The 19118-nt window shown below is 70.2% G+C and carries 16 protein-coding genes and 1 pseudogene; 3 read left to right on the forward strand and 14 right to left on the reverse strand.

Going from position 1 to position 19118, the window contains the following annotated elements; all coding sequences use genetic code 11:
* Nucleotides 1–136: 136 nt before the first annotated feature.
* The 4 genes from ACZ4S3_RS10360 to ACZ4S3_RS10375 all read right to left on the reverse strand — a co-directional run bounded on the left by ACZ4S3_RS10360 (nt 137) and on the right by ACZ4S3_RS10375 (nt 5613).
* Nucleotides 137–1975 carry an alpha/beta fold hydrolase gene (locus tag ACZ4S3_RS10360; RefSeq protein WP_467929818.1) on the reverse strand — a complete coding sequence of 613 codons (1839 nt, stop codon included), beginning with the start codon at nt 1973–1975 and terminating at the stop codon, nt 137–139.
* On the reverse strand, nt 1972–2565 hold the full coding sequence (locus ACZ4S3_RS10365; RefSeq protein ID WP_467929822.1) for a TetR/AcrR family transcriptional regulator: 594 nt from the start codon (nt 2563–2565) through the stop codon (nt 1972–1974). Before ACZ4S3_RS10365 ends, ACZ4S3_RS10360 begins: the two co-directional genes overlap by 4 nt.
* 165 nt (nt 2566–2730) lie before the next feature.
* On the reverse strand, nt 2731–3795 hold the full coding sequence (locus tag ACZ4S3_RS10370) for an NAD(+)/NADH kinase (RefSeq protein ID WP_467929824.1): 1065 nt from the start codon (nt 3793–3795) through the stop codon (nt 2731–2733).
* Nucleotides 3796–4278: 483 nt separating this feature from the next.
* Entirely contained in the window at nt 4279–5613 is a 1335-nt protein-coding gene (locus ACZ4S3_RS10375) for a cytochrome P450 (RefSeq protein ID WP_467929829.1), read from the reverse strand.
* Between the two features lie 442 nt (nt 5614–6055).
* Between ACZ4S3_RS10375 and ACZ4S3_RS10380 the strand changes: the two genes are divergently transcribed.
* Both ACZ4S3_RS10380 and ACZ4S3_RS10385 read left to right on the forward strand, forming a co-directional pair.
* Nucleotides 6056–6184 carry a hypothetical protein gene (locus tag ACZ4S3_RS10380; RefSeq protein ID WP_467929834.1) on the forward strand — a complete coding sequence of 43 codons (129 nt, stop codon included), beginning with the start codon at nt 6056–6058 and terminating at the stop codon, nt 6182–6184.
* A 132-nt stretch (nt 6185–6316) separates the two neighbouring features.
* Nucleotides 6317–6883: a hypothetical protein gene (locus ACZ4S3_RS10385; RefSeq protein ID WP_467929839.1), complete on the forward strand. Its 567-nt coding sequence runs from the start codon at nt 6317–6319 to the stop codon at nt 6881–6883.
* Between the two features lie 355 nt (nt 6884–7238).
* Here the strand turns inward: ACZ4S3_RS10385 and ACZ4S3_RS10390 are convergent, their stop codons facing one another.
* Both ACZ4S3_RS10390 and ACZ4S3_RS10395 read right to left on the reverse strand, forming a co-directional pair.
* Nucleotides 7239–7667, reverse strand: a complete 429-nt coding sequence (locus ACZ4S3_RS10390) for a hypothetical protein (RefSeq protein ID WP_467929844.1) — start codon at nt 7665–7667, stop codon at nt 7239–7241.
* 26 nt (nt 7668–7693) lie between these two features.
* Nucleotides 7694–8257 (reverse strand): hypothetical protein, encoded by a 564-nt coding sequence (locus ACZ4S3_RS10395; protein ID WP_467929849.1) that lies wholly within the window; start codon nt 8255–8257, stop codon nt 7694–7696.
* Between the two features lie 349 nt (nt 8258–8606).
* On the opposite strand from ACZ4S3_RS10395, the pseudogene ACZ4S3_RS10400 reads away from it, so the two are divergent.
* A pseudogene (locus ACZ4S3_RS10400) lies at nt 8607–8893 on the forward strand (IS5/IS1182 family transposase); the annotation flags it as partial.
* A gap of 209 nt (nt 8894–9102) precedes the next feature.
* Here the strand turns inward: ACZ4S3_RS10400 and ACZ4S3_RS10405 are convergent.
* The 8 genes from ACZ4S3_RS10405 to ACZ4S3_RS10440 all read right to left on the reverse strand — a co-directional run bounded on the left by ACZ4S3_RS10405 (nt 9103) and on the right by ACZ4S3_RS10440 (nt 18657).
* The gene (locus ACZ4S3_RS10405; RefSeq protein WP_467929854.1) at nt 9103–10290 is read right to left on the reverse strand and encodes a serine hydrolase domain-containing protein; all 1188 of its coding nucleotides are present in this window, start codon (nt 10288–10290) and stop codon (nt 9103–9105) included.
* A 188-nt stretch (nt 10291–10478) separates the two neighbouring features.
* Nucleotides 10479–11912, reverse strand: a complete 1434-nt coding sequence (locus tag ACZ4S3_RS10410; protein WP_467929859.1) for an aminobutyraldehyde dehydrogenase — start codon at nt 11910–11912, stop codon at nt 10479–10481.
* Nucleotides 11905–13224 carry a flavin monoamine oxidase family protein gene (locus ACZ4S3_RS10415; RefSeq protein ID WP_467929863.1) on the reverse strand — a complete coding sequence of 440 codons (1320 nt, stop codon included), beginning with the start codon at nt 13222–13224 and terminating at the stop codon, nt 11905–11907. Before ACZ4S3_RS10415 ends, ACZ4S3_RS10410 begins: the two co-directional genes overlap by 8 nt.
* 77 nt (nt 13225–13301) lie before the next feature.
* Complete coding sequence (locus tag ACZ4S3_RS10420; protein ID WP_467929868.1) at nt 13302–14372, reverse strand: ABC transporter ATP-binding protein; 1071 nt, start codon at nt 14370–14372, stop codon at nt 13302–13304.
* Nucleotides 14373–14377: 5 nt separating this feature from the next.
* Nucleotides 14378–15268, reverse strand: coding sequence for an ABC transporter permease (locus ACZ4S3_RS10425; protein ID WP_467929872.1), 891 nt, complete (start codon nt 15266–15268; stop codon nt 14378–14380).
* On the reverse strand, nt 15265–16164 hold the full coding sequence (locus ACZ4S3_RS10430) for an ABC transporter permease (RefSeq protein ID WP_467929876.1): 900 nt from the start codon (nt 16162–16164) through the stop codon (nt 15265–15267). The genes ACZ4S3_RS10425 and ACZ4S3_RS10430 overlap by 4 nt, the downstream gene beginning before the upstream one ends.
* A gap of 1 nt (nt 16165) precedes the next feature.
* Complete coding sequence (locus ACZ4S3_RS10435) at nt 16166–17290, reverse strand: polyamine ABC transporter substrate-binding protein (protein ID WP_467929879.1); 1125 nt, start codon at nt 17288–17290, stop codon at nt 16166–16168.
* 188 nt (nt 17291–17478) lie between these two features.
* Nucleotides 17479–18657, reverse strand: coding sequence for an aromatic ring-hydroxylating oxygenase subunit alpha (locus tag ACZ4S3_RS10440; RefSeq protein WP_467929884.1), 1179 nt, complete (start codon nt 18655–18657; stop codon nt 17479–17481).
* Between the last annotated feature and the right edge of the window lie 461 nt (nt 18658–19118).

Here is a 19118-nt window from a genome sequence, read left to right on the forward strand (position 1 = left end):
GACACCACGCTCCACGCTCACTCGGCGCCGCGCGACAGGCCTACGCGTCAAGGAGCGTCCGCCTGACGCTGACTGGCGCGATGGGTTATCCGCCCAGGCTGCGGATCAACCGAGCGGTTGCGCCGCAGCCTCCTCCTCACCGCAAACGTTCTCGGACCGATCTGACCTCCGGATCGCCGTGCGAGCTCGGGGAGGCGGTGTGCTGACCGATGGCCTGGGCGACGTCCTCTGGGTGCGTCAGCTGGGGATGGTGGCCCGCGCCGGCGATGACGGTCACGGTGGCGCGCGGGAGCGTGTCCAGCAGGGCCTGTCCCTCGGGGGTGAGCGGATCGTGGGAGCCCACCACGACGTGCACGCGCCCCGGATACCGCTGCAGCTTGGCCCCGAGGTCGTCCCGCCACTGCGGCTTCGCGGTGGCGGCCAGGAGCCGGGCGGTGGTGCCCGCGACGGTGCCGCGACGAAGATCCGCCACACTCGATCGGAGTGCGCTCGCGTGCGCCGTGGTGCCCGTGAGCCGCTCGGCCAGCGCCTCGGGGCGTACGTGGCTCAGGTACCAGCGGGTCAGGGACACCCACCGAGCAGCGCGAGCCGGATGCGCCTGCAGGAAGAACGGCGATACGAGCGTGAGCTGATCCACCGCGCCGGGATGGGCGGTTGCGGCCTCGACGGCGGCCGCGGCGCCGATGGAGTGGCCCACCAGGTGACGGGCACCGGACTCGGTCACCAGGGTGGTCAGCCAGGATGACCAGTCGTCGCGGCGTCCGGCGCTGATCCCCAGGCCGGGCAGGTCGACGGCGCGGGCGCGACCCAGTGCCGCGATGACCGGCGCCCACGTGTCGGCGTTGACCGGCAGACCCGGTAGTACCACCGTGGGTGCGCCCGGTTCGCCGAGCTCGAACGTCCGCATCCCGCCAGGAGCGATGAACCGCCTGCCGCCCGCGGGGGCGTCGCCGAAGCGGTGCGCCGCCAGGTGGTCGGCCCAGCGGCGGATCGTCTCCGTGGTGTCCGGCATGGTCAGCCCGTGACGGGCGGCGAAGGCATGCGCCGAATCGGTGGGGTACCGGTCGCTCGACAGGAACGTCAAGGTCTCCGGATCGGCCTTGGTGAGCCATCGGGGCAGGCGCTTGACCAGGGGCACCGGGATCCGCGCACGGGGTGCCTTGACCCGGTAGTGCTCCGCGACAAGCTCGAGCACGCCGGGCAGCGCGGGCGTGTCGTCGTCCAGCAGCCAGTACGCGGTGCGCTCGGCGGCCTCGTCGACTGGAAGCTGGGCCATGAACCGGGCGAGGTAGTCGGCCGCGATCACCGGGACGAACGTCCGCGCGTTCCCCGGCACCGCCGCAAGCGAGCCCTGCCAGAGGTCCTTCACACTGGAGGCGAGCCCCAGGTACTGGTCGGACTCGCCGGTGACACTGTCACCGATCACGCTGGCCGGGTTGACGACGGACCAGGGAACGCCCAACTGCTCTGCCTCGGCCCGGAATACGGCGTCACCCTCGACCTTGGATGCCTCGTAGGCGCCCAGCGACCGGTAGGCCGCCCGTCTTTGCTCCTCGCTCCAGCGGGCAGGGCCGTGCCCTCCCACGCGGTACCCGGAGACATGAACCAGGCGGCGCAGGTGCGGCAGTCGCGCCGCGAAGGCGACCACCGCGCGGACGCTGTCGACGTTGGCGCGACGGGCCTCGTCCGCCGGCATCCCGAACCGGTAGGCACCGGCGCAGTTGTAGATCTCAGTGATGGTGATGTCGTCGCTTTCGCCCTCGATCAGCGACCGCTTGGCGAAATCGACCCGGAGGTCGGCGGGAGCCTTGTCGTGCCCGTGCTCGGCCAGCCACCCGGCGAGCCGCCGGTAGGACTCGTGGCTCCGGCTGGCCGTGCTCACCCGGACGCCGGCCTGGCCGAGTGCGAGCACCAGGTGGCGTCCGATGAAGCCGGTCGCGCCCAGCACCAGTGCGTGCCGGTCCGCCGCGCTCATGCCGAGGCCTCCGCATCCTGGTCCAGCAGGACGGCGAGCGCCTGGGCGGCGCAGTGCAGCGGCTCGGTGGATTGCTGGGCACGCGACACGATCACCGCTCCCTCCACCATGCTGACCACGGCTGTCGCCATGGCACGGGCGGCGGGACGAGGACGGCCGTGCGCGACGAGGTGCTCGGTCACCGGCGCGATCCACGACTCGAAGGCGTTCGCGCAGGCGTCCCGCAGCCGCTCGCTCTGCGTACCCATCTCCAGCGTCACCACCGAGACCGGGCATCCCAGTTGGAAGCCGCTGTCGTCGAGCATCCCGGCCAGTACGTCGATCACGCGGCGCACCACCTCGCCCGGTGTGGCCGTCTCCAGCGCCGAGTCGGCGACGAGAGAGCCGAACCGCGCGGCCGCGAGTTCGATGGCCTTCTCGCCGAGCGCCTCCTTCCCCTGGGGGAAGTGGAAGTACAGCGATCCCTTGGGGGCGCCCGCGTGCTCCACCACCGTGTTGAGTCCCGTGCCGCTGTAGCCGTGCCGCTGGATCAGTTCGAGCATCGACTCCGCCAGCCGTGTACTGGTCTTGGCTCCCTTGGTTTCAACCATGGGCAAATAATAGACCGGTCTACATATTTTTCAAGGGGTGTGGTCCGCGTCGTGGCGAGATTGACGCAGGAGTCGTACGGGCGGAAGCGGGGAGAGGCGGCCCGTACGGCGCGGTCGGACATCCCGGCGGAAGAGCCAAGAGGGGAACGGCGCCTCGGGCAGGCCTCAGTTGACGTCCGCGGGCGGGGGCGGAAGGCGCAGGTGTGCGAGGTCGTCGGGGGCGGGGCTGGTGTGGGGCCACAAGGGGGTGGTCTCGGGGTCGGCTGCCGCGGGGGCATCGGTCAGGCGCATGCGTTCACGCAGCCTGCCGTAGAAGTCGGTCGGCCCGAGTCGCGCGACACGCAGGCGCTGGGGAGCCGCGTAGACACCGATCCAGTCCCCCGGATCCAGGACGCCGCGCAACTGGCCGTCGACGCTCACCGCCACGCGGCCGGAATGTCCCAGGACGCGCAGCGCGACGGCCTCGTCGGGTGCGACGACTACCGAGCGGTTGAAGGTCATGTGCGGAGCGACGGGGGTGAAAACGATGGCGTCGGCTCCGGGGGAGATGACGGGGCCGCCGGCGGCGAAGCTGTAGGCGGTGGATCCGGTGGGTGTGGCGACCAGGACGGCGTCGGCGGAGTAGGAGGCGAGCAGTCGGCCTGCCAGGTACACGCCGAGGGAGACCTGCCGGTCGCGCGCCAGTTTCTCCAGGACGATGTCGTTGAGGGCCGTCACGTTCAGGGCCACCCCCCAGTCCAGGGCGACGGCACACTCGTTGCGCACCTGCGGAGGCGGCAGCGCGGGGCCCCGGCCGTAGCGCAGGAGGGCCTCCATCCCCTCGGGGAGTGCCAGCGGACAGGACGCTCGCATCGTCAGCATCAGGCGGGTCTCGACGTCCACTTGGCCACGATGGACGGCGTCCAGGGCGCGCTCGACGTCCTCGGCCGGGACCTCGGTCAGGAAGCCGAGGGTGCCCAGGTCGACACCGAGGACAAGCGCGTCGTTCTGTGCAGCCAGACGTGCTCCGCGAAGGAAGGTGCCGTCCCCGCCGAGCGTGACGATCAGGTCGGGGCTGCCGGCGGCGTCGACCTCCTCCCGCGCATCCCGCCGTTGCTCGTCCTGACTCCACACGTCGATGGCGACGCAGCCGACGTCCTGGCGTTCGCACCACCGTCGGACGACGTCGGCGGTCGCCACGGCGCCGGGACGCCCCCCGTGGACGACGACGCCCACCCGTTGCACGCTCACGCAGCGTCCTCTCCCTCCGGGGCCCTGTTCGCCCGCCGCTGTGGGAACACACGGTCCGGGCCGTGCCCCGAAGACCGATTGCCTCGTATATGGGAGTTTTGTGGCATTCTCGGGGCATCTTAACGGGCGACCTGATCTCCATTGGGGCGGCAGCTCATGCCAAGCGGCGTAATTTCCCGTCGGGCAACCCGCAATCGTGCTGCCGCCTGCCTCACTCTTCAGCGGTCTCCCTCGGGGCGGATGCCCGTTCGTCGGCGCCGTGAGCAGCGCTCTGCGAAGCGGGAGAGATCCCCGGGGCGTCTCGTCGGGGCCCTTCATCACCAGGAAGTTCTCCTTGATGATGCCGGGTGCGTCGCTCTTCTCCACCGGCTTCACCACAGGCCACTTGTCCAGGCACGCGTCCGTGCACGCCGACTTCATCGGCCACGCCGAGTCCTTTTATCGCCCACGTAGCGGTACACCGGCCAGCCGCCCTCCTTCGGATCAGTGGCGGTTCCAGGGCTCCAGGGTTGCGGGAGTGGGGCCATCGGGGCGGACGACGATGCCGTACGCCGCCGCCGTCGGGGTGGACTGGAACGCCACGGTGTGGGCCGGCAGCAGGTGTTCGAGCAGGACGGTCGCTTCGCGGAGCGCGAATTGCAGGCCGAGGCAGGCGCGGGGGCCGATGCCGAAGGGAAGATACGAACCCTGATGGGTGGGGCGGCCGGCCGAGGCGGTGAAGCGCTGCGGGGCGAAGCGCTCGGGGTCCGGCCACAGGTGGGGATCGCGGTGTGTGAGATACGGGCAGACCAGGATGTCGGTGCCCGCCGCTACGGCGTAGCCGGCGAGGGTGTCGTCCTCGGCGGCGTGGCGGGGCAGGAGCCAGGCGGACGGATAGAGCCGGAGCGTTTCATGGATCAGGGCCTGGATGGCTTGGCGGCGTTGCGCGGATCCCTCGCCGCCGGCGGCGAGAGCCTGTTCGCGGGCGGCGGGGTTGTCGTCGAGGAGCAGATAGAGCCAGGTCAGGGTGGTGGCGGTGGTCTCGTGCCCGGCTACCAGAAGCGTGATCAGCTCGTCGCGGATCAGCCGGTCGGTGTACTCGGGGCGTTCGGTGGCGGCATCGACAAGGACGTGCAGCAGGCCCGGACCGTGGGGACCGACGGCCCCGCTGCGGGCGGCCTCGATGGCGTGCCGGGCGACGGCGTCGATCCGGGCAAGGTCGGCGGCAACGGCGTCCTGCGCGTCGGAGGCATCGGCAGGCAGAGTGGGAAGGGCGGCTACCACCGCCGCCACAGAGGCCAGTTCGCGCTCGGTTCCGTCATCGAGGGGGTACCCGGTGAGGGAGCGCCAGATCGTGTCCAGGGCGAAGCGGTGCATCTCCCGCCCGACATCGAAGGTCTGCCCGGTGCGGGCGTACCCCGACCAGCGCCCGGCGGTGGTCCGGGCGGCCTCGGTGATCCGCTGTTCGTAGCGGCGCATCCCGGGACCGGTGAACTGGGACTGCAGCAGGCGGCGTTGCCGCTTCCACGCCGCGCCGGTGGCGGCCAGCACGCCGTCGCCGATCAGCAGCCGGGCGCGGTGCGAGCGCTTGACGTACCGCTCCGGTTGCCGGGCGAGTACGTGGTGGACCGCCTGCGGGTCGGTGACAAGGACGGTGGGGTGCGGCCCGAGGCGGAACGCGGCGATGCCGCCGGTCTGTTCGCGCACCTGGGCCAGCAGATCGACCAGTTCACCCCCACGGGAACGCCATCGCTCCATGAGCGCGGGCTCGGCTTCGGGGACCGGCCGCCCCGCTCCGGGAACGTGCGGGAGGGGGCCGGGGCTGGCTTCGGTGGCCACAGTTCGCTCCTGGTCAACTGCTGGGCTTGGCCCCTGACGGAGGGCGGGCAGCACGTACTGTATGAGAACAGACACAGTTGGTGACAGCCCGCCGCGGCAGGGGCGGCGCCTGAGCGCGATCCGGCAGCGTGCTCACGCGCCGGTCGGCACGGCTGCGCTGCGGAAAATCTCGCCGGCCGGCAGGGCGGTCCAGGGACCCTGTGACTTCGCTGTGGTGTTGCTGGGTCCTTTCCTCGTTCACGCCACTGATCCTTGGCTCCGCGCCGGCACCACCCCTTCGTCCTCCTCTGTGCTGAGCAGGCGGCCGGCTCCCTGGGCCGGCAGGTGACCGCTCTCGCTCTGCCGCTGCTCGCCGTCACCCAGATCCTCATCACCGGAGCCGGCAGCGGCATCGGCCAGGCCTTTGCGCGCCAACTCGCAAGCAGGGGTGACGACTTGGTGCATGGCCGACTGGCCCTGCCACCCTCTACTGGCCCAGGACGTGGCCAGGGCAGTGGAATGGACCCTGAACCAGCCCCCACACGTACGGATCCCGGAAATCCAGCTCGACCCGACCGATGCGGTGTACTGATGCCGTCCAAAGTGGCGATCGATACGGGAACAGGACGGCAGCGGGATGGGAAGAAGGTGCACCCTCGAGGTGAAAAGGTATGAGGCGCTGGTTCCACGGATCCGGGGGAAGCGTGCACGTGGCACGGCGTTGATGCCCGTCACCGCACTGCTGGCCCTCTCACTGGGTGCCACCTGTCTGGTCATGGTCCAGGCTCAGCCGGCGGTCGCGAGTGGCTTTCGGTCGGGGCCGGTGACGCCTCCGGTCCGTACGCCGGGGTCCGTCATACCCGCGCCTGCGAGCATCAGGATCGCTGAGGGGCAGGTCGGCGAGGTCGGGCCCGGTGGGGTCATCACCTACCCGAGCGTGACCAGTTGCCTGACGGTGACCGTCCGCCTCGAGGGCGGTGGAAAGGTGGGCGCGCACGCCAGCTTGTTCCAGGTGCCGGGGGAGTACCGGTCGGACCGGATCCTCGCTGCGGTCAAGCGGCGAGTCGGGGCGCGAGAGGTGCGCGCGGTGGAGGTCAGGGGCGCCGTCGGAGCCTGGGACCCGAGCTACTTCACCAAGGCGATTGAGAGCTACGCGGAGGGCGAGCAGGTACCTGTACCCAGTCAGCCCGACCCGGACGGCCTGGCCACGGTGGTGGCGGACGAACTCGGGGTGCCGCGGGAAGAGGTGACGGTCGTCGATCTTCCCGACGGCGACCAAACGGTGGACTGAGCCGACTGCCGCAGCCCGGTGGACGGGTGCTGCTCGGTGCTACGCCGGACGGGCGCCTGGCCGCGGTCAAGGTGGTGCGCTCGCAGTTCGTGGAGGACGACGGATTTCGTAACGGCCAACTGTGGAGCATTGGCTCACGCAACACTGGCAAATGCCCGTGCTGCGGGGCCCGATCGAGTCGCTCTGAGCCCACGTAGTGGTTGGCCCGGAAGTCCTTCGGGGGTTTGCTTCGGAGCCGGTGTTGTGTCGGGAGCCTGGTCAGATATGCGGGGCAGGCCCCGTCATAGGCCCGGGGCCCGCCCCGGGGAGATCCGGGATGTCCCCGGGGCAGGGTCGGTGATCCGTACGGTCGACGCTATTGAGGCGAACCCTCGAGGGGAATCTCCAAGCGGTGGGTGCTCTCTGTGTCACCGCAGGTCAGAACCAGAGTGAGCGTCAGGGATCGCGCCGTGGGAGCAGGGCAGGGCGCCAGGCTGAGCGAGCCCTCGGTGAACCGCCCGTCCGGGTCGGTGCCGAACGCGCCTCCGTGGTCCAGATACTCCTGTCCCGCGTCGTCAACTCCCTCGACGGAGAAGAAGGTCGGCGGACCCACTGCCGCGAGCGAGCCGTCCGGTTCGTCCCGCCACCTTTCCGGCAGGGGCGGCGTGATCCGGTAGTCGAGCCGGATCGCTTCCGCGGTCGTCCTGAGGCGATGGATGGTCATCTCGTGTTGCCCGTTCAGGACGGAGAGGCTCATGGCCGCCTCCGCCGGGATGCTCCCGTGCCTGCCCTTGCCCTTGCCCATGGCTCGCTCCCCATGCTGTCCCTGGCTCAGCTCGAACCCTTGGGGGGAACCTTGCAGGTGATGTACCGCGTGGCACCGGCCCGGGGGTTGCTGTTGCTCTTGATGAGCCAGAAGAACGTGATCTTGTTCTTGGTCCTGATCGTGTATTTCCTGGCGCTCCCCTTGCGGTTGTACTTGTTCATGCTGGCGTGGAAGTCATAGGTGCTCACCCTGGAGTGCGGCCCGTAGGGGGAGTTGATGGCGTGATTGTTCACCCAGGCGTTGGGCATGGAGACGGTCACGGCCGGACCCAGCTTGGCACGCGACCTGGCGGTCAGCTTGAAGCTCCAGCGAACCGTGCCGCCCGGAGTCCGGTCCCAGTCGACATTGGCGACGGTGTGCTTCCAGACACCGGTGCACTTCTTGTCGGCCGCCGTGCGGGCATGGATGCCCTCGGCGCGTTCCGTCACACGCTTGTACGTGGCCTCCGGGCTCTCGCCTGCCGGAACGGAGATGTACTCGCCGATGTCGTCCCCGCTGGCGCTGGCGCTGGCGCTGGCGCTGGCGCTGGGACTGGTGCTGGCGTCGGTGTCGGCGTTCGCGGGAGTCACTCCGCCCATCAGGAGTGAGGCACCGACTGCGGAGCAGAGTATGAGTGATCGGCGCTTTGTGCCGAGGCTGAGCATGTGTGACCGTCCACCGCTCCTGTTCATTCTCGAGCCTTGAATGGGGCTCGAGATCCGTTTCCGTTGTCGCATGAGGGGAGGCTCTGCGGGGTATGGCGAGTTCCCTTGCGTACATCAAAAAGGCGCTAGCCGGCAGCTCGTCCAGGTCGGAGGTGGTGAACTCAACCAGGAAGCCCAGAGCACCGCCGCGGCCGTAGGTGTGGTTGACGCGCATGGCCCGGGGCCGGCCTGGGGCCAATGTGGGATGGCGGCGGCAGTGGGCTCCGATGGAGGTTTCCGAAGAGACACCGTGCTGATCGTGGACGGCACTCTGGTGCCTACCCGCGATCACGCCATCGCCGAGCAGCCTGAGAACTACCGCTATTCCACCGTCCACCAGGTCGTCATCGACGCCGACAGTCGCCTGAGGTCATGGTCGGTCGGCCACTGCCCGGCAACCGCCACCACTCCGGCGACTGGCAAGAGTCCGGCGCCAAGGCCCGCCGTCGCAATACCACGACGATGGACAGCGGCATCCCACCGAGCCCGATGGCGCTGGCCATGGTGCTGCCGATTCGGCGGTTGTGCATGTCCATGCCCCCTTAGGGCCACGCGATATGACGCCTGCGACTGTACGCCTCGGGACTCGTGTGCACCGTCGTTCCACGGATAGGCGTCGTCAGATGGAGGACCAGGCTGCCAACGGCAAGAAGAAGGGCCGTTGGGGCGGGCGGTTTGTCGCCCACGACGCCGAGCTTTACCGGCAGGGGATCACGGTGGAACGCGCGGCATCAACCGTTGAAGGCGGCGAGGGCGAGACGCTTGCCGATACTCGATGCGGCACTGCTGCTGGATGAGGCCGTACCCACCCCGTAGGCACCGCGCCGGTTCAGGTCGGGGGAGGCGAAGACCCCGCTTATGTAGCCGAGGTCACTGCCCGTCTTGCCCCACAACACCGAGCCGTCGGGCAAGGGGAAGGACATCAGGCCGATGCTGTAGCAGGCAGAGCCCTTGTCGGGACCTATGTTGCAGTTGGAGCCGTCTGCGTACGGGAGCAGCTTGCCGTCGGAGCCCCGGGGCAGTGCGCGAAGCTCGGCGGCCTGGGCAGGGCGCAGCAGACGGCCGTCGAACAGACCGGTGATGAAGCGGTCGAGGCCGGCGGTTGTGGAGATCATGCTGGAGGGATTGCCGCCCTGCTCATTGACGTCGACCAGCTCGCCCTTGCCGTTGGGCACGTATCCGGGCAGGTACGGACGGGGTATCCGCGTGTTGCGGGCCGGCGCGGAGGTGTCGTTCATCTTCAGCGGGGCCAGGACGCGGGTGGTGATCTCCCGCTTGAGGGAGTGGCCGGTGAGCTCCTCGATGAGCTTCCCGGCGACGCGGTAACCGAATGAGTTGTACTCCTGCTTGGTGCCGGGCGCGAAGCGTGGGCCGGGCCAGGGCCTGCCCGCGGGCCGGAGCGTCTGCTGGATCACCTGGTCAAACGTGTAGTAGTCGAAGCGGTTATCGATCACCTCGTCCTGGGACGGCGTGGGTGCACCCTCGAAGTCCTGGGGCAGCCCGCTTGTGTGGTTGAGCAGCTGCCGCACGGTGATGGGCGCGAAGGTGTCCGGCAGCAGACCCGGCATGTAGTGCTGCACCGTCCCGTCGAGGTCCACCCGGCCCTCGGCCGAAAGCTGCAGCAGCACGACCGCTTCAAATGACTTGGCGATGCTGCCGATCCGGAAGTGGGCCTTTTCCTTGACCCGCGTACCGGTGACAACGTCCCCCGATGCGCCCTGCCACGTCTGCCCGTCCTTGCTCACCCGTGCCACGGCACCCGCTGCCCCCTCGCCCGGGTGCACGGCGATCGCCTCCTGCAATGCTCTGGGGTCCAGGTCCGTAGGCGCCTTCGCCGCCTGCGCGGGGCCGACCGCGCCGAACGCCATGGTGCAGGCCGTCAAGGCGGCCACGGCAAGGGCCATGGAACGGCGGTGCATGCGGTCTCCAGCCGGGAAAGAAACAGGGGCGGGTGCTTCGGGAACTGCCAACGACCCTCGCACCCCAAGATCGTCGGGTCATCAGGGGCACCCCTGAGCCACCCCCGAGAAGCCCCTGATGAGGCATCAGGGGCCCGGCCCGGGTCCGAGACGTCCCCACACCCCGCAGCTCAGCTCCCCGCGGTCCGTCACAGCATGACGTGCTTGACCTGCGTGTAGTCGAGCAGGCCGGTGGGGGAGAGGTCGCTGCCGTAGCCGGAGTGGCGTACGCCGCCGTGCGGCATCTCCGACACCGTCGTGCCGTGGGTGTTGACCCAGACGATGCCGGTGTGCAGTGCGCGGCTCGCGCGCATGGCGCGGTCGTGGTCGCGGGTCCAGACGCTCGCGGCGAGTCCCTGGGGTACGTCGTTCGCCATGTCGATGGCCTCGGACTCGTCGGTGAAGGGCTGGACGGTGACCACCGGGCCGAACACCTCGCTCTGTACGATCTCGTCCTTCTGCCGCGCCCCCGCGACCACCGTCGCCTGGTGGAAGTAGCCGGGCCGGGCGAGGGCCGCACCGCCGGTGACGACCTCGGCGTGATCCGGGAGGCGCTTCAGCAGGCCGTGTACGGAAGCCAGTTGGGCAGCGGTGGCGAGCGGGCCGAAGTCGGCGTGAGCGTCGTCGGGGGCTCCGGGCAGGCGCCGTGCTGCCCGATCGGCGAAGGCCGCCACGAAGGCGTCGTGGATCCGGTGATGGACCAGGATCCTGGTGGCGGCCGTGCAGTCCTGGCCGGCGTTGTAGAAGGACAGCGACGACAACTGCTCGACCGCGTCGTCGACATCGGCGTCCTCGTGGACCAGCACCGGTGCGTTGCCGCCGAGTTCCAGGTGGAGCCGCTTGAGGTCGGCGGCAGCCGCGGCGGCGATCTCCTGTCCGGCGCGGACACTTCCGGTGACGGCCACCAGCCGGACATGCGGGTGGGCGACGAGGGAGCGCCCGGTGTCGCGGTCGCCGCACACGACATTGAGCACGCCGGGCGGCAGATGCTCGGCGGCCAGCCGGGCGAGGAGCATGGCCGACGACGGCGTGCTGTCGGACGGCTTGAGGACGACGGTGTTGCCGGCGGCGAGCGCGGGGGCGATCTTCCACACGGCCATCATCAGTGGGTAGTTCCACGGGGTGATCTGGGCGCAGACGCCGACCGGCTCTCGCCGCAGGACGGAGGTGCGGCCCGGCGTGTATTCGGCGGCGGCGGTGCCCGGCAGGTTCCGGGCGGCTCCGGCGAAGTACCGCAGCACGTCGACGATCGCGGGCAGTTCGTCCGCCAGGAACAGGGCGCGCGGCTTGCCCGTATCGGCCACTTCGGCGCTCGCCAGCGCGTACGCCTCCCATTCCAGGGCGTCGGCGATGTGCAGCAGCGCGGCCTGACGTTGCGCCGGAGTCGTCGCCGACCAGCCGGACAAGGCCTTCTGCGCTGCTCGGCAGGCCGCGTCCACGTCCTCGGGGCCGGAGAGCGGGGCCGTGGCGTGCGGGAGGCCGGTGGCCGGGTCGACCAGCCTCAGCGTGGCGCCGGAGGCGGCCGGCACCTCCTTGCCGCCGATGTGGTTGAGGACGGTCGTGAGGCGGTCGGTATCAGCCACGGTGCAGCGCCTCCTCGGCGGCGGCGCGGCCGGTGCGGACGGCGCCTTCCATGTATCCGGCGACCCATTGGTCGGAGCCGCAGACGTAGAACGGCGGTTCGTGGGTGCCGTGCAGCGGGCCGACGGCGGTGACCTCGCCCGGCGGCCACTGGGTGACGTAGCCCTGCGTCCACGGGTCGCTGCCCCACAGCCGCAGGTAGCAGGTGGTCGGCCGGTGTGCCTCGTCGCCGAACATGGCGGCCATCTCGGAGAGGAGCTCGGGGGTGCGCAGGTGGGGCGGGGTGCCGAGCAGGACGCCGTAGCGCTCGGGCGGTATCAGCGCCGACAGGATGCCCTCGCTCTGGGGCCAGGTGCTGCCGAGCACGCCCTCGGACTCGGACAGGCCGTTCAGCCCGTCGGCGCGCCAGAAGGGACGGTCGTAGACGGCGGCGAACTTCGCGGCCGTCGCGTGGCGCTGGCGGTGCAGGGAGGCGAGCCGGGCCTCGCTCACGCCGCTGACGGCGACGGCGCGCAGGGGGCCCACGGGAAGGGCGCTCACCACGGCCCCGGCGGTGAGGACCTCACCGGTGACCAGGCGCACCGCGCAGCGGCCGGGGCGTATGTCCAGGGCGGCGGCGGGGGAGCCGAGCCGGATGCGCGGGCCCAGCTCGCGGCCCATGACCTCGGCAAGCGTCGCCGATCCCGCCGCCGGCCGCAGTCCCTCCCAGTCGTCGTAGTCGTAGTCGCCGGTGCCCGAGCCGGGGACCGCCGCGCTCTTGCGCAGCGCTGCCAGCAGCGAGATCCGCTCGTAGGAGCCACCGGCCAGGGCGAGTTGGCCGATGTCCCACAGGCGGACCACGGCGGGCGTGGCGTGCCGGGAGCGCAGCCAGTCGGCCACGGACAGCCGGTCCAGGGCGCTCGCCTCCGGATGCGACCACGGGTCGTCGGGATCGACGCCGGCGGCCAGTGCGGTGAACTCGGCGCCGAGCCGCTCGTGCAGCAGCGCGTCGCCGGGGCCGAACCAGTGCGGAGGATCGCCGGCCGAACGGCCCTCCGGCGTGGCGCGGGTGATGCGGCCGGGTTCCTGGACGTAGCTGGGGACCAGTTCGAGGCCGAGTTCCTTGGCGAGTTGGAGGTAGGCGGTGTGCCCGTGGCCGACCACCTCGCCGCCCAGCTGGACGGTACGGCCGTCGGGTGTCCGGGTCTGCTCGACCCGGCCGCCGACGCGGTCCCGGGCTTCCAGGACGAGCACGTCGGTGCCGGCGGCCGCCAGATCCCGGGCGGCGGCGAGCCCGGCCAGCCCGGCGCCGAGCACGATCACGTCGTGATGCATCAGCTTCGCTTTCGTCTGTGCGGCAGATTCGTCCGCTGCAGGATTCGGTACGCGGGTGCGGGTGCGGGTGCGGGCGGTCAGGCCAGGACCAGGCAGTGCTCGGGACGCCACCCGAACTCGACCGTCTCGCCGCCGCCCCAGCGGTCCTCCATCCGGGCGCGGTCGGTGTTCTGCTCCAGGACGGACAGCGTGACGCCGGGGGCGAGTTCGATGAGGTAGGTCGTGGTCGGGCCGCTGTAGACGGTGTCGCGGACGACGCCGTGCAGCTTCGACATGCCCGGCTCGAAGTCGGACAGCCAGATCTTCTCGGGGCGCACGGACACGCTGACGGCGGTGCCGTCGACGATGCCGGACCGGGAGCCCACCGGCAGCGCGGGCCCCTGGTCCAGGGCGACCTCACCGTCGCGGTAGGTGCCGGTCATCAGGTTGGAGGTGCCCATGAAGGAGGCGACGAAGCGGCTGGCGGGGTGTTCGTAGATGTCCTCGGGGGTGCCGCACTGCTCGATGTGCCCCTGGTTCATCACGGCGATCCGGTCGGACATGGTCAGCGCCTCGTCCTGGTCGTGGGTGACGAAGACGAAGGTGATGCCCACCTCGCGCTGGATCTGCTTCAGCTCCACCTGCATCTGCCGGCGCAGCTTCAGGTCGAGGGCGGCCAGCGGCTCGTCGAGGAGCAGGACGGCGGGGCGGTTGACGAGCGCGCGGGCGAGGGCGATGCGCTGGCGCTGGCCGCCGGAGAGGGTACGGGGTTTGCGGTCGGCGAGGCCGTCGAGCTGGACCAGCTCCAGCATCTCGCCGACGCGCTGTCGTATCTCGGCTTTGCCGACGCCCTTGCGCTTGAGGCCGAAGGCGACGTTGTCGGCGATGCTCAGGTGGTCGAACAGCGCGTAACTCTGGAAGACGGTGTTGACGTTGCGCCTGTTCGGCGGCAGTGCGGTCACGTCCTCACCGGCGAGCAGCACCGAACCCTCGGTGGGGTCGCTGAACCCGCCGATCATGCGCAGTGTGGTGGTCTTGCCGCAGCCGGAGGGGCCCAGCAGGGAGAAGAAGTGTCCGGCCTCGATGTCGAGGTCGAGGCGGTGGACGGCGTAGGAGTCCGCGTACTGCTTGGAGACGCCGTCGAGCCGGACGGCGGGGGTCGCGTCCATGAGGGTCACTCTCCGGAGAGGATGTCGAGGCCGCCGCGGCGGCCGAAGAGGCGCGGGATGAACAGAGCCAGGGCGATCAGGGCGATGGATCCGGCGAGCATCAGCGTGCCGACCGCGTTGATGGTGGGCTGTACGCCGAAGCGGATCGCCGAGTAGATCCGTACCGACAGCGGCTGGGGATCGACGCCGGTGGTGAAGTAGGCGAGGACGAAGTCGTCGAAGACGAGTGCGAAGATCAGTACGGCGGAGGCGAGCACGGCGGGCAGCAGGGCCGGCAGCGTCACCAGACGGACCGCCTGCCAGCGGGTGGCGCCGAGGTCCATCGCGGCTTCCTCCACCTCCGGGTTCAGCGCGGCGACCCGCGACCGGAGGACGACCGTGACGTAGGAGATCGAGAAGGTGATCTCGGCGAGCATCACCGTGCCGGTGGACAGGGTCACGCCCAGGCCCTTGAACAGCAGCATCGACGCGACGCCCGTGACGATCTCCGGCGTGATCAGCGGCACCAGCATGATCAGGCCGGCCAGCGAGCCGAGCCGGGTGCGGCAGCGGACCAGGCCGAGTGCGAGCGCCACCCCGAGGACGACCGAACCGGCCATCGCCACCAGCGAGATCCGCAGGCTGGTGCCCAGCGACGAGATGAGGACGTCGTCGTGGACGAAGGCGTGGTACCAGCGCAGGCTGAACCCGCCGAACACGGTCAGGGACTTCTTGGAGTTGAAGGAGAACAGGGCCACCACGGCGATGGGCAGGTAGAGCAGCGCGAAGAAGAGCCCGGTGACGGCGAGGAGGATCCGGGGTTTGCGGTCGGCTCGGCCGCGCCGTGCGCGGGTCCGGGCGGCCGGGCGGGCCGGACGGGCCGGGGTGGTGGCGGAGGGCCGGCGTAGCAGGGTCATCGGCCGGCCTCCGCCTCGTCCTTGCGGGTGCGCCGCAGATAGCCGAACATCCCGATCAGCAGGACCAGCATCAGCAGCATGGTGAGCGCGGAGCCCAGCGGCCAGTTCTGGCCCTGGAAGAACTTGTCCTGGATGAGGTTTCCGATCATGATCTGGTCCGGTCCCCCCATGAGCTGTGCGCTGACGAAGTCGCCCATGGCGGGCAGGAAGACCAGGACGAGTCCGGCCGCCGCGCCCTGCCGGGTCGCGGGCAGGGTGACGAAGAGGAACGTGCGGAACGGGCCGCCGTACAGGTCGCGGCCGGCCTCGATGAGGGAGCCGTCCAGCCGTTCCACCGCCGCGTACAGCGGGATGATCATGAAGACGACGAAACCGTAGACGAGTCCGGCGACCACGCCGATGCCGGTGTTGAGGATCTTCGTGCTCCCGTCGGCCAGTCCCACCGCGCGCAGCACGCGCAGCACGGGCCCGTCGTCGGAGAGCACCACCGACCAGCCGTACATCCGTACCAGGTAGTTGGCGAAGAACGGCACCACGATCGCGGCGATCAGCGCGTGTTTGTAGCGTCCGCCGTACCGGGCGATGGTGTACGCCACCGGGTAGGCGATCAGCAGGCAGATCGCGCAGGTCAGCAGGGCGTAGCCGAGGGATCGCGCCAGGACCTCGGTGTAGGCGGGGTCGGCGAGGGCACGTACGCCGGACAGGTCGAAGCCGAAGCGGGGGTTGCCGAGGGGGTCGGTGGTGCCGACCGCGAGGACGGCGACCAGTACCAGTGAGGCGATCAGGAAGCCGGTCATCCACAGCGTGCCGGGCAGCATGAGCCAGGTCCACATGCGGGTGCCGTCGGCGTCCGGGCCGCGGCGGCGGGCGCGGGAGGAGGGGCGGAGCAGTGTCATGTCAGCCCGCCTTCACATGGGTCCAGGCGGCGTCGCGGGCGTCCTCCGCGGCGCGGCTGCCGTTGCGGAAGAACAGGTCCGCCTTCAGGTCGTCCTCGGTGACGAGGCACTCGGGGAAGGGTTTGACCAGGTCGGCGTAGATCTTCTCGGAGCCGGCCACCGGCATCGGGTAGCCGATGTACTCGATGTTCTTCTTCACGTTCTCCGGCCGCAGCATGTAGTCGATGAACAGCATCGCGGTGCCGGGGTGGGGAGCGTTCCACGGGATGGCGTAGCAGTCGGAGTTGATCGGAGCGCCCTTCTTGGGGGCCTGGAAGCCGAACACGGAGGGGTCCTTGGCCTGCTGGAGCATGGCGGCCATGTCGCCGCTCCACGCCTGCGTCATGAGCGCGTTGCCGTTGAGGAGGTTGTTGTAGCTGTCGCTGGAGAAGCCGCGCAGTCGCGGTCGCAGGGTGTCCAGCAGGGAGGTGATGCGATCGAGGTCGCCGGTGTTTCCGGTGCTGACTTCCAGGCCGAGTTCGAGGGCGCCCATGCCGAGGACCTCGTCGCGGTCGTCCAGCAGGAAGACCTTGCCCCTGGCCTTGTCGCTCCACAAGTCCTTCCAGGACCCGGTCAGTTCGCCGATCCGGTCGCGGCGCCAGCCGATGCCGGTCTTGTACGCGGTGAAGGGGACGGTGTGCGCGGAGCCGGGGTCGTACCAGGGGTCGGCGAAGTAGGTGTAGGTGCCGAACACGGCGTGTGCGCGGGTGAGTTGGGAGTGGTTGATGCGGCGCAGCCGGCCGCCGCGGACCAGGCGCTGGGCCCATTTGGCCGTGGGGAAGATGATGTCGTAGCGGTTACCGGCGTTGAGCTTGGCGACCATGCCTTCCATCGAGTCGAAGTTCGACTGGATGACCTTGACGCCGTACTCCTTCTCGAAGCCCTTGAACACGGACGGGTCGACGAAGTCGGCCCAGTTGAAATAGACGAGATCGCCGTCGACGCGCGCCTTGACCGGGGCGAGCTGATGCGCGTCGGGTGTTTTCGCGGGCATGAACCCACAGCCGCCGGCCGCGGCGCCCAGCAGGCCGCAGGCGCCTGCTCGCAGCACGGCGCGTCGGGTCGGTGGGGGTACCTCGGGGGACATGGAGCGTCCTCTCCGTCGAGGAACGGCACAAGTCCAGGGCGGGACCGGTTTGGTCGGCTCACGGAGGCCCTGACTCCGTAGTGAAGACCGGTCTGGGGAGGGTGCGTGCGTGCGTCAGCGGGGGTGGGGTAAGCCCGACGCGAGGCGTACGGCGTGCGGGTGCGGCGCGGCCGCCGTGCGCGAGGGCGTCACTGCGCGTCCCCGTCCAGGTCGTCCCGGACCCGGCGGGCGAACCAGCCGACGGCGGCCTCGCGGGCGGAGAGCGGACCCGGCTCGAAACCGGGCGTACTCAGACCGGCCTGCACGCTCTCCACCAGCTCGGCGTCCTCGTCGTTGGTGACCCAGCCGATGTGGATGTTCAGCCGCCGGGCCAGCCTGGTGCGGACGCTCTCCCCGGGCCGGGTGTAGAAGGCGCCGGGGATCGCCGCCCGGTCCTGGGCGGTGGGCAGGGCGGTCCATGCGAGCACGTGGTCAGGGTAGAAGTCGATGAGCGTGTTCGGATAGATCACGGCGTACCGCCATACGCGCCGGTCGGCCTCGGTCAGCCCCGGCATCGGGGTCGCCAGCCGCTGGTAGAGCCGCTCGGTCCAGTTCGAGGAGGGCTTGTCGCGCAGCGGGGACTCGAATAGGACGTAGTTCTCCTGCACGTCCACCGTGTACGCCTGGTAGTCCAGCAGCCGCATGAGCGCGGGGTGGGCCACGGGGACGTGGTAGCCCTCGAGATAGTTGTCGACGATCACCTTCCAGTTGGCGTTCTGCTCCTCGCCGCCCTTCAGGTCGTGGATGCGGTACTTGCCGACGGGTACGAGGCCGGGCCCGGCGTAGCGGCCGACGGCCTCGGCGAGCCCGGCGCAGCTCTCGGCGAGCGGGACGGCGTCGAGGTCGAGGTTGACGAAGACGAAGCCGAGGAAGGACTCCACCTTGACCGGGTGCAGCCCGAGCCGGGGCTTGTCCAGGCAGGGGATCCGGCGGGCCTCGGGGGCGCCTACGAGCCGCCCGTCCAGTTTGTAGGTCCAGCCGTGGTACGGGCAGCGGATCGCCTTGCCCGAGGGCTCGGGTGCGCTGACCAGGCGGGTACCGCGGTGCCGGCAGACGTTGAGGTGGGCGGCGAGCCCGCCGTCCTCGGTACGGACGACCAGCACCTCCCGGCCTGCGGCGGTGGCGGCGAGGCGTGCGCCGGGGCCGGGGAGGTCGGATTCGTGGCAGACGAGCTGCCAGGACCTGGCGAAGATGCGCTCCGTCTCCGCCTCGGCGATGGCTGGATCGTTGTAGTAGCGCGCGGACAGCGCTTCCCCGGGATGCTGCTCGGGAGGCGGCCCCGGCGGGGCAGGGGCGTGGGTGGCTGTCCGGGGAGTCGAGGGGTGCATGGGGTCCTCCTCCGCGCCGCGAGGGCGGCGATGGGCGGTGAGGCTGCGCGCGGAATGGGCGGCAGGTGCGACCTGTGTGGCTTCCGGACCTGCCGGGATCCGACTGACTAATTGGTTAGTCAGAGTGTGCCCGGTGTGGGATCAAGTCAAGACTTGTGGGCTGACTAATTGGTTAGTTAGTCTCGTGGCAGGCGGATGGCCTGGCCCGCAGACGGCCGCCCAGGTGCATTCCGTGAGCCCGCGGACACCGTCCGCACCACACCGGGCGTCCGGATCCGGACGCCTCCGGTCCGGCAGGTGTCGGCCCAGGCGGACCCCACACACCGATCCGGACACTCTCCGTCCACGCCGTGCACGGCCCCCGGCCAGGCACCCCGCACAGTTCCCCGCCCCTCTTCTCACGGCGCCGGAGCATCCCCGTCCACGCCATTGCCGCGCCACCCGTCTGCGGACCACCCGGA

Source organism: Streptomyces sp. NPDC028368, assembly GCF_055565615.1.